We start from the raw sequence: 12,788 nt of genomic DNA on the forward strand, positions 1-12,788 counted from the left end.
ATTCCAGCAGCGAAAATCCGAGTGAGGACCTGCTGGAATGCCATTTCGGCGGAAAGTTGTCAGAACGGCAGCGCGAACTTCACGATCTTGCGCACCACCGTCGCGAACTGCCTCGGCAGCGGCCCGGGGCGTGGTTTCACCCGTACTCGTTCGCCCGGCTGCGAGTGCTCAGCGCGCCGCCCGCCGACGACGGACTCACCGCGGACCTCGACCGGTTCGTGGTCGAGGTGACCTTCCACATCGGCCGGCTGGGGGTGCCGGTCATCGCCGAGTTCACCACGCCCGGACCGCGAACGGTGGTGATGCGCATCGTCGAGGGGGAGGGCCGCGGAAGCGTGGTCGAGACCCACGCGACCCCGCTCGGGCCGGGCCCGGACGGGCGGCCCCGCAGCGCGGTGATCGAAGCGGTGATCGCGCACTCCGACCGGCCGCGGTTCGGGGCGGGACTGGTCGCGGCCCCGCTGCTCCGGCCGTTGATGCGGCGCGCGGCGAACCGGCTGTGGCGCGACGATCTGGCCTACGCCGAGCGGCTCTTCGAATTGCGGTCCCAGCCGCGGCCGTAGCGTCTCAATCGCCGCGCGTGCGCTGATAGTGCCGACGGGCCTTCATCCGGTTGCCGCAGATCGCCATCGAGCACCAGCGGGCGGTGTTGGGCTTGCTGCGGTCGATCAGGAACAGCCGGCATTCGGTGTTCGCGCACGGCCGCAACCGCCCGGGGCTGGTCTGCCGCAACCCGTCCCAGGCCAGCACCGCGCGCGCCGCACCGGAGGCGCCGCCGGCGTCGAGTCGCCACCGCACACCGGAGTCTCCCGCGGCCGGGACCAGGCCGACGTCGTCGAGAAACCGCTGCAGCACGGCCGGGGACTGTTCGCCGCGGATCACCGCCTGCAGCGCGGCGCGGGCCGCGGTCAGCTGGGTCCACTCGGTGTGGGTGGCACGGATGCCGTGGCCGCGCATCCACGGCGTGGCGGTGGCGAGGTCGGCAAGCGCGTCGGTCGGCACCCCGTCGAGGACCGGGGTGGTGTTGAGCAGATCGAGCAGAAACGCCTCGTCCGCCGTGCCCGTCGCACAGAGCTCCACAACTAACCTCCAAACCATTATTGACAGGTTACAGGTTCCGGAGTTGAATGCACCTAACCGGATAAAATGATTTAAGGAGTTAGTCATGGTCGATGTGCACCACCGCTACGCCACCGTGGACGGGTACCGGTTGTTCTACCGCGAGGCCGGATCGCCCGGCGCCCCGGCGATCGTGCTGCTGCACGGCTTCCCGACCAGCTCGTTCATGTTCCGCAACCTGATCCCCGAGCTCGCCGACCGCTACCACGTGATCGCGCCCGACTACCTCGGCTTCGGCTACTCCGACGCACCGGCTGTCGAGGAGTTCGACTACACCTTCGACGCGCTCAGCGGGCTGGTCGCCGGGCTGCTGACCCAGCTCGGCATCGTGCGCTACGCGATCTACGTCCAGGACTACGGCGCCCCGGTCGGCTGGCGGCTGGCGCTGCGCGACCCGCAGGCCGTCACCGCGATCGTCACGCAGAACGGCAACGGCTACGACGCCGGCTTCGTCGCCGACGGGTGGGCGCCGGTGTGGGACTACCAGCGCGAGCAGACGCCCGAGACCGTGGCGGCGATGCGCACGATGCTCACGTTCGAGGCGACCAGGGCGCAGTACCTGGCCGGGGTGCCCGACGAGTCGGTCGTCAGCCCGGACACCTGGCACCACGATCACGCGCTGCTGTCCCGCCCGGGCAACGAGGCGATCCAGCTCAAGCTGTTCCTCGACTACGCGACGAACCCGAAGATCTACCCGGCGCTGCACGACCACCTGCGCACCAGCGCCGTCCCGGTGCTCGCGGTGTGGGGCGACAAGGACCCGTTCTTCGGCCCGGACGGTGCGCGCGCGTTCGCCGACGACGCCGTCGACCCCGAGATCCACCTGCTCGACGGCGGCCATTTCCTGCTGGAGAGCAGCCTGGCCGAGGTGACCGCGCTGATCCGGGACTTCCTGTCCCGCCGCCTCGATCACCAGCAGACGACGGAGTTGAATCGGGTCGCGGTTGGGTAAAAAGGGCGGGTGGACGATGACACCCCGGCAGTAACCACTCGCGGGTCGGTTTACAAGGCTCATCTCCGTTCGACCGCGGTCGTCGCCCTGCAGTTCGTCGCGGTGGCCGCGGGGCTGTGGGTGCTCGCGTGGGTGGTCGGCAAGACGTGGGTGATCCTGCTGCCGGTGCTGCTGGCGTTGATGGTGTCCACGGTGTTGTGGCCGCCGGTGCGGTGGCTGCGCAGCAGGAAAGTGCCTCCGGCCGCGGCGGTGCTGCTCGCGCTGCTCGTCGCCGTCGGCGTCATCGCGGGTGTGATCGCCGCGGTGGCGCCGGCGGTCGTCGACCAGGCCACCGAGCTGGCCGAGCAGGCCACCGCCGGTGTGGTGAAGGTGCGCGACTGGCTGGACGGCCCGCCGCTGAACATCAGTGAGGCGCAACTGGATTCGGCCGTCACCGCGATCACCGACACCTTGGACTCCAGCAGCGCGCAGATCGCCACGGGCCTGTTCACCGGTGTCGGTGCCGCCACGTCGGCGCTCGTCACGCTGTTCGCCACGGTGGTGGTGACGTTCTTCCTGCTCAAGGACGGCCCGGGCTTCATCCCGTGGCTGCGCCGCACCGCCGGGATGCCCGCCGGGCCGCATCTGGCCGCGGTGCTCGAACGGGTGTGGTCGACCCTCGGCGGGTTCATCCGGACCCAGGCGCTGGTCAGCCTCGTCGACGCGGTGCTCATCGGGATCGGGCTGGTGGTTCTCGGCGTGCCGCTGGCGTATGCGCTGGCGATCATCACGTTCATCGGCGGCTTCGTGCCGATCGTCGGCGCGTTCGTCGCCGGTGGCCTGGCGGTACTGATCGCGCTGGTGGCCAACGGTCCGGTGACCGCGCTGATCGTGCTCGGCATCATCCTGGCGGTGCAGCAACTCGAAGGCAACGTGCTGCAGCCGTGGTTGCAGTCGAGGTCGATGAAGCTGCACGCGGTGATCGTGCTGTTGGCGGTGACGCTGGGCGCCTCGACGTTCGGCGTGATCGGCGCGTTCCTGGCGGTACCGGTGGCCGCGGCGGTCGCGGTGGTGCTGCGCTACTACGACGAGCAGGTCGCCGCACGCACCGACGCCTAGCGAATCCGGCGCGCTATGCGACACCCGATGTCGCCTAGCGCGCCGGATTCACCGTTCGCAGGGCTAACGCGCGAACATCAACGCGCGCTTGACCTCCTGGATCGCCTTGGTCACCTCGATGCCACGCGGGCAGGCCTCGGTGCAGTTGAACGTCGTGCGGCAGCGCCACACCCCGTCGACGTCGTTGAGGATGTCCAGCCGCTCGGCCGCACCCTCGTCCCGGGAGTCGAAGATGAACCGGTGCGCGTTGACGATCGCGGCCGGGCCGAAGTAGGACCCCTCGCTCCAGTACACCGGGCAGCTGGTCGTGCAGCAGGCGCACAGGATGCACTTGGTGGTGTCGTCGTAGCGGGCGCGGTCGGTCTGGCTCTGAATCCGTTCGCGCGTCGGCTGATTGCCGGTGGTGATCAGGTACGGCTTGATCGCGCGGTACGCGTCGAAGAACGGCTCCATGTCGACGACGAGGTCCTTCTCCACGGGCAGGCCGCGGATCGGCTCGATCGTGATGGTCAGCTGCTTGTTCGGGTTCTTCGGCAGCATGTCGCGCATCAGCACCTTGCACGCCAACCGGTTCACGCCGTTGATGCGCATCGCGTCGGATCCGCACACGCCGTGCGCGCAGGACCGCCGGAACGTCAGCGTGCCGTCCAGGTACCACTTCACGTAGTGCAACAGGTTCAGCAGCCGGTCGCTCGGCAGGCACGGCACCCGGAAGCTCTGCCAGCCGGCGTCATCGGGCGACTCCGGGTTGAACCGGGCGATCTTCAGCGTCACCATCACCGCGCCCTCGGGCACCGGGGGAGTGGTGGCCTCGTCCTTCTCGATTGCGGGCGCGCTCATAGCCTTCTCTCTTCGCGCAAGCGGCTCATCGTCAGTACTTCCGTTCCATCGGCTCGTAACGCGTCATGACGACAGGCTTGTAGTCCAACCGGATGTCACTCAGAAGGTCAGAACCTTCCTTGTACGCCATGGTGTGGCGCATGTAGTTGGTGTCGTCGCGGTTCGGGTAGTCCTCGCGGGCATGTCCGCCGCGGGATTCCTTGCGGTTCAACGCACCCACCACGGTCACTTCGGCGAGCTCGAGCAGGAAGCCCAGCTCGATGGCTTCCAGCAGGTCGCTGTTGTAGCGCTTGCCCTTGTCCTGCACCGTGATCCGCGAGTACCGCTCCTTGAGCGCGTGGATGTCGGTCAGCGCCTGCTTGAGCGTCTCCTCGGTGCGGAACACCGCGGCGTTGTTGTCCATCGACTGCTGCAGGGCGCCGCGGATGTCGGCGACGCGCTCGTTGCCGTGCTCGGACAGGATGTCGCCGACCCAGCCGACCACCATGTCCGCGGGCTTCTCGGGCAGTTCGACGAAGTCATGTCCGAGTGCGTAGTTCGCCGCGGCGATGCCGGCGCGGCGGCCGAACACGTTGATGTCCAGCAGTGAGTTGGTGCCCAGCCGGTTGGCGCCGTGCACCGACACACAGGCGCACTCGCCGGCGGCGTACAGACCCGGGATGATGGTGGTGTTGTCGGACAGCACCTGTCCGTTGACCGTCGTCGGGATGCCGCCCATGACGTAGTGACAGGTCGGGTAGACCGGCACCAGCTCCTTGACCGGGTCCACACCGAGGTAGGTGCGCGCGAACTCGGTGATGTCGGGCAGCTTGGCCTCCAGCACATCCTCGCCGAGGTGACGCACGTCGATGTACACGTAGTCCTTGTTCGGCCCGGCGCCGCGGCCTTCGAGGACCTCGAGCACCATCGAACGGGCCACGATGTCGCGCGGGGCCAGGTCGACGATCGTCGGCGCGTACCGCTCCATGAAACGCTCGCCGTCGCCGTTGAGCAGCCGGCCGCCCTCGCCGCGCACGGCCTCGGAGATCAGGATGCCCAGGCCGGCCAGGCCGGTCGGGTGGAACTGGTGGAACTCCATGTCCTCCAAGGGAAGTCCCTTGCGGAAGATGATGCCCAGGCCGTCACCGGTCAGCGTGTGCGCGTTCGAGGTGGTCTTGTACATCCGGCCCGAGCCGCCCGTGGCAAACACGATCGCCTTGGCGTGGAACACGTGGATGTCACCGGTGGCCAGCTCGTAGGCGATCACGCCGGTGGCCACCGGGCCCGACGCCGTCTCGGTCAGCGCGATGTCGAGGGCGTAGAACTCGTTGAAGAACTCCACGTCGTGCTTGACGCAGTTCTGGTACAGCGTCTGCAGGATCATGTGGCCGGTGCGGTCGGCGGCGTAGCAGGCACGCCGGACCGGGGCCTTGCCGTGGTCACGGGTGTGGCCGCCGAAGCGGCGCTGGTCGATGCGGCCCTCGGGGGTGCGGTTGAACGGCATCCCCATCTTCTCCAGGTCGAGCACGGCGTCGATGGCCTCCTTGGCCATGATCTCGACGGCGTCCTGATCGGCCAGGTAGTCACCACCCTTGACGGTGTCGAAGGTGTGCCACTCCCAGTTGTCTTCCTCGACGTTGGCCAGGGCCGCGCACATGCCGCCCTGCGCCGCGCCGGTGTGGGAGCGGGTCGGGTACAGCTTGGTCAGCACGGCCGTGCGCACCCGGGGGCCGGCCTCCACGGCCGCCCGCATACCCGCGCCGCCGGCACCGACGATGACGACGTCGTAGCGGTGTTCAATGATCATTTCTGGATCACTCGGCCTCTCCGGTCAGGAAATCGTCGCGTCGAACGTCATCAGCACGTAGGTACCCAGGACCAGCGTGAACACCATCGACAGCGCCAGCAATGTGTTGAGCCAGAATTTGGTGGAGTCCTTGCGGGTGTAGTCGGCGATGATCGTGCGCATGCCGTTGCCGCCGTGCAGCTGGGCCAGCCACAGCAGCAGCAGGTCCCAGGTCTGCCAGAACGGCGACGACCACCGCTCGGCGACGTAGTTGAAGTCGATCCGGTACACACCCTCGTCCCACATCAGCATGATGAACAGGTGGCCGAGGGCGAGGAAGACGAGCACGATGCCCGAGAACCGCATGAACAGCCAGGTGTACTTCTCGAAGTTGGGCATCCCGCCGCCGCGTCGCGGCGCGCGCGGGTTGTCCAGACCGGCGGGCCGGTCGAAGCTGCGCTGCATCACCGGCGCGGGCCCGCCGCGGTCGCTGATGTGGTCGTAAGCGTTCTCGGCCATCACAGGAACCTCTCCGCCATGTGCATCCCGATCACCCCGAGCGAGGCGATGAACACGGCGATGAACACGCCGGCGATCACCCAGAGCATCTTGCGTTGGTGCCGCGGACCCTCCGACCAGAAGTCGATGAGGATGATCCGGATCCCGTTGAGCGCGTGGTAGAGCACGGCGGCGACGAGACCGATCTCCATCAGACCGACGATCGGCGTCTTGTAGGTCTCGATGACCTCGTTGTAGGCCTGCGGGCTGACCCGCACCAGCGCGGTGTCGAGCACGTGCACGAAAAGGAAGAAGAAGATCGTCGCACCCGAGATGCGGTGCAGGACCCAGGACCACATGCCCGGGTCGCCACGGTAGAACGTGCGGCGGCGCGTCGGCTGTGATCGCGGTGCCGGTATGTCGGTATCGGCTGGTGTCGCCGTACTCATGTGACCCTCCAACGCCATCGGTGGACGTTCGAAGCTCGGTCCTGCTTACCGGAGCCCCAAACCTCGGGGCGACTCTAATCCCCTACGTACTGTCGAACGAACTAGCGTGGGGGCGGATGCCCTGGTTCCAGGGTAGAAGTTAGGGTCCCCTATCTGCGACTTCGGGGCTCGGGGCGGGGTGTTCGGAATGGATTCAGAATCGACTCGGACGGCATGACGTGACAACGGAAATCGACTGGAAATTGTTGCGCCGCAAGGCGATCGACGTATCCGAGCAGGCCTACGCGCCGTACTCGCGGTTCCGGGTGGGCGCGGCCGCACTCGTCGACGATCACCGAATGGTGGCCGGATGCAATGTGGAAAATGTCTCATATGGCCTAGGTCTCTGTGCCGAGTGTGCAGTGGTCTGCGCCCTACATTCCAGCGGCGGCGGACGGCTGGTCGCGCTGTCCTGTGTGGGCCCCGACGGCGAGGTTCTGATGCCCTGCGGACGCTGCCGGCAGGTGCTGCTGGAGCACGGCGGCCCGGAGTTGCTGATCGACCATCCGCTCGGGCCGAGGCCGCTGCGGGACCTGCTTCCCGACGCGTTCGGCCCGGACGATCTCGCCCGAAACCCGCTGCCCGCGGAGGAAACACCGTGACGGGCCTCACAATCGATGCCGCCGGCCCCATGTCGCATCTCGATGCTCCGACGGTCATCCGGACCAAGCGCGACGGCGGCGTGCTGTCCGACGCGGCGATCGATTGGGTGATCGACGCCTACACCCACGGCCGCGTCGCCGACGCGCAGATGTCGGCACTGCTGATGGCGATCTACCTACGCGGCATGACCAACGGCGAGATCGCCCGCTGGACGGCGGCGATGATCGGCTCCGGTGAGCGGCTGGACTTCGGTGATCTGCGCCGCGACGGAAAGCCGCTGGCGTTGGTCGACAAGCACTCCACCGGCGGTGTGGGCGACAAGATCACGATCCCGCTGGTGCCCGTGGTGATGGCGTGCGGCGGCGCGGTGCCGCAGGCCGCCGGCCGGGGCCTGGGCCACACCGGCGGAACCCTGGACAAACTGGAGTCCATTCCCGGATTCACCGCCGAGATCTCCAAAGCCCAGATCCGCCAACAACTCTGCGAGCTCGGGGCGGCGATCTTCGCCGCCGGCGAGCTGGCCCCCGCCGACCGCAAGATCTACGCGCTGCGTGACGTCACCGCCACCACCGAGTCGCTGCCGTTGATCGCGAGCTCGGTGATGAGCAAGAAGATCGCCGAGGGCACCCGCGCGCTGGTGCTCGACTCGAAGGTCGGTTCCGGGGCGTTCCTCGGCAGCGAGGCCGAGTCGCGGGAGCTGGCCCGCACCATGGTCGAGCTCGGCACCGAGCACGGTGTGCTGACGCGTGCGTTGCTGACCGACATGAACACCCCGCTGGGACGCGCGGTCGGCAACGCCGTCGAGGTCGTCGAGTCGCTGGAGGTGCTCGCCGGTGGCGGACCCGACGACGTCGTCGAGCTGACGCTGGCCCTGGCCCGGGAGATGTGCGACGCCGCGGGTCTGGACGGGACGGACCCGGCGCAGACCCTGCGCGACGGCACCGCGATGGACTGCTTCCGGGAGCTGGTGGCCGCGCAGGGCGGCGACGTGACGACGTTGACGGCCGACGCGTTGCCGCTGGGTGCGCATTCCGAGACCGTCAGCGCGCCGCGCGGTGGCACCATGGGAGACATCGACGCGATGGCGGTGGGACTGGCGGTGTGGCGGCTCGGGGCGGGCCGCTCGGCCCCCGGTGAGCAGGTGCAGTTCGGCGCCGGCATGCGCATCCACCGCAGGCCGGGTGAGCCCGTCGCCCCCGGTGAGCCGCTGTTCACGCTGTACACCGACACCCCGGAACGGCTTGCCGGCGCCGTGGCCGAACTCGACGGCGCCTGGAGTGTGGGCGATCAGCCGCCGGCGGTCGGGCCGCTCGTCATCGATCGGATCAGCATGTAGGGGAGGCGCACGTGAGGTGCACAGGAAAGGTTATGCCGTGACGACACCGTTGACGCTCGACAACATCCGGCGCGCACCGAAGGCGCTGTTGCACGACCACCTCGACGGCGGTCTCCGCCCGGCGACGGTGCTGGACCTGGCCGGGCAGTACGGCTACTACTACCTGCCCGCCACCGACGTCGACGGCCTCGCCACGTTCTTCCGCACCGCCGCGCACAGCGGATCGCTGGTGCGGTACCTGGAGCCGTTCGCCCACACCGTCGGGGTCATGCAGACCCCGGACGCGCTGCACCGGGTCGCCCTCGAGTGCGTCGAGGACCTCGCGGCCGACAACGTCGTCTACGCCGAGGTCCGGTTCGCTCCGGAGCTGCACATCGAGGGCGGGCTGTCACTGGACGCCGTCGTCGACGCGGTGCTGGCCGGTTTCGCCGACGGCGAGAAGGCGGCCGCCGCCGACGGTCGCACCATCACCGTGCGCTGCCTGGTCACCGCGATGCGCCACGCGGCGCGGTCCCGGGAGATCGCCGAGCTGGCCATCCGGTTCCGCGACAAGGGGGTGGTCGGTTTCGACATCGCGGGCGCGGAGGCGGGGTACCCGCCGAGCCGTCACCTCGACGCGTTCGAGTACATGCGAAGCAACAACGCGCGCTTCACCATTCACGCCGGCGAGGCGTTCGGCCTACCGTCGATCCACGAGGCGATCGCGTTCTGCGGGGCGGACCGGCTCGGCCACGGCGTGCGGATCGTCGACGACATCGAACTCGACGGCGACGGCGGCGCGAAACTGGGCAGGCTCGCGGCGCTGTTGCGGGACAAGCGGATTCCGTTCGAGATGTGCCCGAGTTCGAATGTGCAGACCGGCGCCGTCAGCAGCATCGCCGAGCACCCGTTCGACCAGCTGGCGCGGCTGCGGTTCCGGGTCACGGTCAACACCGACAACCGCTTGATGAGCGACACCACGATGAGCCTGGAGATGCTGCGTCTGGTGGAGGCCTTCGGCTACGGCTGGTCGGATCTGGAGCGGTTCACGATCAACGCGATGAAGTCGGCGTTCATCCCGTTCGACCAACGGCTGGCGATCATCGACGAGGTGATCAAACCGCGCTACGCCGTGCTCGTCGGCTAGCGAATCGGGCGCGCCCAGGCACCCTGGCGGTGCTCCAGCGCGCCGGATTCACTCCTCGCGCAGGCGGGACTCGACGAACGACTCCAGCGACTCCCACTGTGCGACCGCGTCGGCGTACGGCCCGCTCGGACGTGTGACCGCCTTCGGGTCGAGCACATGCGCGATCACCCGGCCCAGCGCGGTGTCCGAGGAGAGCTTGGCGTCGACACTGGTGTCCTCGGAGTAGTCGCCGATGTCGCGCAGCAGTTCGACGGCGAGCTCGAGCTGGTCGCGGTCGAGCGCGTCCGGGCCCTCGGCAAGGTCGTCGGCGATGCCGTCCAGCACGTAGATGTTGTCGTCGGTGACCTCGACGCGCAGCGAACCGTCGGTGGCCGCGGTGCGGATGTCGTCGTAGGTGGCCAGGTCGGACAGGTCGTGGTCGTGCTCGTCGGCCAGGTAGCGGGCCAGTGTCCGCTCGGAGGGGAACACGCTGATGCGGCCGTTGCGGCCGAGGAAGATCGGCTGGTCGTTGAGGTAGCAGCGCAGCGTGAACAGCGTCCCGCCGCTGGTCATGATCCGGACCGGATCGATCCCGACCCGCGCCCAGAAGTCCTTGTCGCTGCCGAGCACCCTGGTCTCGGCCTCGGCCGCCAGCGAGTCCGACTCCTCCTCGGTGTCCACCACGTCGTCGATGACGAGGTCGTCCTCGTCCGGCTCCGGGGCCGGCTCGTCGAGTTCCGCCTGGGCTTTCTCCGCGGCCGCGCTGTCGACGTCGGGAACCGTGATGATCTCGTCGAGCGCCTCGATGACGTTGTCCCAGCCCCTGGCGATGATCTTCTCGATCTCGGCCCACCGCTTGCGTCCGGCGCGGCCTCCGAACGCCTCCACCCCGCCGCCGACGGTGCCGAGCATCGGGTTGCCGTTGAAGAACTTGGTGACCGCGGGCAGCTCGCACACCGATCCCATCGACGACACCACCGCCAGCGCGCCGTGCAGTTTGCGCACGCTGTCCTCGGTGGGCTTCCGGGAGAGCAGCTCCTCCAGCACCACCAGGTCGTGGGTGTGGTCGTCGGTCGGGGTGAGCCGGTGGGCGTTGGCCTCGGTGAGCTTCTGCCATGCCGGGTGGTCGACCAGATCGTTGTCGGTGCTGGTGCGGACGAAGGCCACCAGGTCAGCCACTGATTCCAGGACATAGAGGTCCTCGTCCTTGCCCAGGAAGGCTTCCCACTCGTCGCCGTCGGCGCGCCACCGCGGCGCCCACAGCGTGTACACGTCGCCCTTGGTCAGCGTCAGCCCGATGGGCACGATGTCAGCAGCCATGCGGCACAGCCTAACGACCTGGCCCCGCGGTGTTGAGGGCATGGCTGCGCTCAGGCCTGGCCGCGACGCACCGCTGCCGTACCGCAACCCGTTCGTCGCTCGGGATGTAAGTCAAGCCTGCCATGATCGCCGAATGACCCGGCTCGGCCTGCACGGCCTCGGTATCGGTGCGGGTGCGCAACGCACCGTGATCGATGCGGTGGCGGACGCGGCCGAACGCTCGGGGTTCGCGACGCTGTGGGCGGGTCAGCGCGTGGTGATGGCCGACGAGCGGCACTCGCATCCTCCGTACGGCGACGACGGTCGGATCTCGCTGTCCTCGCGGACCGATTGGCTGGACCCGTTGGTCACCCTCGGTTTCGCCGCGGCGGCGACGAACCGCATCGAGCTGGCGACCGGCGTGCTGCTGCTGCCCGAGCACAACCCGGTGATCACCGCCAAGCAGGCCGCGTCGCTGGACCGGATGACGGGCGGTCGGCTGTCGCTGGGTGTGGGCATCGGGTGGTCGAAGGAGGAGTACGACGCCCTCGGCGTGCCGTTCGTAGGCCGGGGACGCCGATTGGCCGAGTACGTCGCGGCGATGCGGAAGCTGTGGCGCGACGACGTCGCGTCCTTCTCCGGCGAGTACGTGTCCTTCGACCGGGTGCGGGCCAACCCGAAGCCGCACGGGCGGTCGATCCCGATCATCCTGGGCGGCAACTCCGACGCGGCGCTGCGTCGGGTCGCCGAGTGGGGCGACGGCTGGTACGGCTTCAACCTCGCCGACGTCGAGGAGGCGGCCTCGCGCGCGTCGAAGCTGCGCGAGCTGTGCCGGCAGGTCGGCCGCGACCCCACCGATCTGCGGCTGGCGGTCGCGCTGCGCGACCCGGTGCCTGCCGACGCCGGCCGGCTGGCCGATGCGGGCATCGACGAGCTGGTGTTGGTCGCCAGCCCGCCCGCGGACCCGATCGCCGCCGAGGCGTGGATCTCGGAGCTGGCCGGTAAGTGGATCCGCGTGCGTACCTGAGGGTCACGCCGTCGGCCGCCAGAACCCCTGGAAACCCTGGCCGGCGTTGTCGGTCCGGATCGGGGACAGCTTCACCGGGTCCCCGGCCTCCACCATCAGGCCGTCGCCGACCACCATCGCGACGTGACCGTCCCACACCGCGAGGTCGCCGGGGAGCACCGACGACGCCGCGACCGCGCCGCCGATGTCCTGTTCCTGGGCCAGCCGCGGAATGTTCAGCCCCGCCTCGCGGTAGGCCCACTGCGTCAATCCGCTGCAGTCCAATCCGACACCGGGCGTCGTCCCGCCCCACTGGTACGGGACCCCGAGCTGGGTCAGCGCGTGACGGACGGCGTCGGCGGCCACCGGGTTGGGCGCCATCACGATGGTCCCGTCAGGCAGCCTGATCGCCACGCCCTCGCCGAACGACGCCGCGTCGGGCGTTTCGGATCCGTCGGGACGGGTGAACGCCGCCAGCTCGCCGAGCGCGCTGGACCCGACGCCGCCACCGATCCCCGGCCCCGCCCCGATCCCCGGTGCGGCGAGCGGCGCACCGCGCTGCGGGCGCGTTTCAGGAAATCCGCGAGTTCACGATTGGCGTCGGCCACGTTGCCATCATCGCAGAACCGTACGCCGACAACGTAGGACGGCGAGTCCTAGTTCGCGCCGTCCCCGGTCG

General features: G+C 68.9%; 13 protein-coding genes and 1 pseudogene. 7 read left to right on the plus strand and 7 right to left on the minus strand.

What is annotated here, in order from left to right:
* A partial coding sequence (locus ASJ79_RS07835) for a DUF5914 domain-containing protein (RefSeq protein WP_231750774.1) occupies window positions 1-563 on the plus strand: 563 nt, incomplete at its 5' end.
* A gap of 4 nt (window positions 564-567) precedes the next feature.
* On the opposite strand, the gene ASJ79_RS07840 is transcribed toward ASJ79_RS07835, so the two are convergent.
* On the minus strand, window positions 568-1,080 hold the full coding sequence (locus tag ASJ79_RS07840; RefSeq protein WP_231750775.1) for a CGNR zinc finger domain-containing protein: 513 nt from the start codon (window positions 1,078-1,080) through the stop codon (window positions 568-570).
* 85 nt (window positions 1,081-1,165) lie between these two features.
* Here ASJ79_RS07840 and ASJ79_RS07845 point away from each other — a divergent pair, with 85 nt between their 5' ends.
* Window positions 1,166-2,071 (plus strand): alpha/beta fold hydrolase, encoded by a 906-nt coding sequence (locus tag ASJ79_RS07845; protein ID WP_067954159.1) that lies wholly within the window; start codon window positions 1,166-1,168, stop codon window positions 2,069-2,071.
* Between the two features lie 9 nt (window positions 2,072-2,080).
* Window positions 2,081-3,169 (plus strand): AI-2E family transporter, encoded by a 1,089-nt coding sequence (locus tag ASJ79_RS07850; protein ID WP_067954160.1) that lies wholly within the window; start codon window positions 2,081-2,083, stop codon window positions 3,167-3,169.
* Between the two features lie 63 nt (window positions 3,170-3,232).
* On the opposite strand, the gene ASJ79_RS07855 is transcribed toward ASJ79_RS07850, so the two are convergent.
* Genes ASJ79_RS07855 through sdhC form a run of 4 tightly spaced genes read right to left on the minus strand, consistent with a single transcriptional unit; the run spans window position 3,233 to window position 6,721 of the window.
* The gene (locus ASJ79_RS07855; protein ID WP_067954161.1) at window positions 3,233-4,009 is read right to left on the minus strand and encodes a succinate dehydrogenase iron-sulfur subunit; all 777 of its coding nucleotides are present in this window, start codon (window positions 4,007-4,009) and stop codon (window positions 3,233-3,235) included.
* A 31-nt stretch (window positions 4,010-4,040) separates the two neighbouring features.
* Complete coding sequence (gene sdhA, locus ASJ79_RS07860; RefSeq protein ID WP_067954162.1) at window positions 4,041-5,795, minus strand: succinate dehydrogenase flavoprotein subunit; 1,755 nt, start codon at window positions 5,793-5,795, stop codon at window positions 4,041-4,043.
* A gap of 24 nt (window positions 5,796-5,819) precedes the next feature.
* Window positions 5,820-6,293: a succinate dehydrogenase hydrophobic membrane anchor subunit gene (locus ASJ79_RS07865; protein WP_067954163.1), complete on the minus strand. Its 474-nt coding sequence runs from the start codon at window positions 6,291-6,293 to the stop codon at window positions 5,820-5,822.
* Entirely contained in the window at window positions 6,293-6,721 is a 429-nt protein-coding gene (sdhC, locus tag ASJ79_RS07870) for a succinate dehydrogenase, cytochrome b556 subunit (protein ID WP_082753715.1), read from the minus strand. Before sdhC ends, ASJ79_RS07865 begins: the two co-directional genes overlap by 1 nt.
* 218 nt (window positions 6,722-6,939) lie before the next feature.
* On the opposite strand from sdhC, the gene ASJ79_RS07875 reads away from it, so the two are divergent.
* The 3 genes from ASJ79_RS07875 to ASJ79_RS07885 are packed head-to-tail and all read left to right on the plus strand — an operon-like array spanning window position 6,940 to window position 9,825.
* Window positions 6,940-7,362 carry a cytidine deaminase gene (locus tag ASJ79_RS07875; protein ID WP_067954165.1) on the plus strand — a complete coding sequence of 141 codons (423 nt, stop codon included), beginning with the start codon at window positions 6,940-6,942 and terminating at the stop codon, window positions 7,360-7,362.
* A 29-nt stretch (window positions 7,363-7,391) separates the two neighbouring features.
* Entirely contained in the window at window positions 7,392-8,699 is a 1,308-nt protein-coding gene (locus tag ASJ79_RS07880) for a thymidine phosphorylase (RefSeq protein ID WP_067954166.1), read from the plus strand.
* A gap of 37 nt (window positions 8,700-8,736) precedes the next feature.
* Window positions 8,737-9,825 (plus strand): adenosine deaminase, encoded by a 1,089-nt coding sequence (locus tag ASJ79_RS07885; RefSeq protein ID WP_067954169.1) that lies wholly within the window; start codon window positions 8,737-8,739, stop codon window positions 9,823-9,825.
* Window positions 9,826-9,873: 48 nt separating this feature from the next.
* Here the strand turns inward: ASJ79_RS07885 and ASJ79_RS07890 are convergent, their stop codons facing one another.
* Window positions 9,874-11,124 (minus strand): primosomal protein, encoded by a 1,251-nt coding sequence (locus tag ASJ79_RS07890; protein ID WP_067954167.1) that lies wholly within the window; start codon window positions 11,122-11,124, stop codon window positions 9,874-9,876.
* A gap of 133 nt (window positions 11,125-11,257) precedes the next feature.
* Here ASJ79_RS07890 and ASJ79_RS07895 point away from each other — a divergent pair, with 133 nt between their 5' ends.
* The gene (locus tag ASJ79_RS07895) at window positions 11,258-12,130 is read left to right on the plus strand and encodes an LLM class F420-dependent oxidoreductase (protein WP_067954168.1); all 873 of its coding nucleotides are present in this window, start codon (window positions 11,258-11,260) and stop codon (window positions 12,128-12,130) included.
* Window positions 12,131-12,133: 3 nt separating this feature from the next.
* Here the strand turns inward: ASJ79_RS07895 and ASJ79_RS07900 are convergent.
* Window positions 12,134-12,649, minus strand: a pseudogene (locus ASJ79_RS07900) (C40 family peptidase); the annotation flags it as partial.
* Between the last annotated feature and the right edge of the window lie 139 nt (window positions 12,650-12,788).

Origin of the sequence: Mycobacterium sp. NAZ190054, assembly GCF_001545925.1 — a bacterium.
Taxonomy (GTDB): domain Bacteria; phylum Actinomycetota; class Actinomycetes; order Mycobacteriales; family Mycobacteriaceae; genus Mycobacterium.

What these genes read in the sequence shown, in the direction of transcription:
- ASJ79_RS07895 (WP_067954168.1), top strand. Translation starts at nt 11,258, where the DNA reads ATGACCCGGCTCGGCCTGCACGGCCTCGGTATCGGTGCGGGTGCGCAA.
- ASJ79_RS07865 (WP_067954163.1), bottom strand. Translation starts at nt 6,293, where the DNA reads ATGGCCGAGAACGCTTACGACCACATCAGCGACCGCGGCGGGCCCGCG.
- ASJ79_RS07855 (WP_067954161.1), bottom strand. Translation starts at nt 4,009, where the DNA reads ATGAGCGCGCCCGCAATCGAGAAGGACGAGGCCACCACTCCCCCGGTG.
- ASJ79_RS07890 (WP_067954167.1), bottom strand. Translation starts at nt 11,124, where the DNA reads ATGGCTGCTGACATCGTGCCCATCGGGCTGACGCTGACCAAGGGCGAC.
- sdhA (WP_067954162.1), bottom strand. Translation starts at nt 5,795, where the DNA reads ATGATCATTGAACACCGCTACGACGTCGTCATCGTCGGTGCCGGCGGC.
- sdhC (WP_082753715.1), bottom strand. Translation starts at nt 6,721, where the DNA reads ATGAGTACGGCGACACCAGCCGATACCGACATACCGGCACCGCGATCA.
- ASJ79_RS07845 (WP_067954159.1), top strand. Translation starts at nt 1,166, where the DNA reads ATGGTCGATGTGCACCACCGCTACGCCACCGTGGACGGGTACCGGTTG.
- ASJ79_RS07880 (WP_067954166.1), top strand. Translation starts at nt 7,392, where the DNA reads ATGTCGCATCTCGATGCTCCGACGGTCATCCGGACCAAGCGCGACGGC.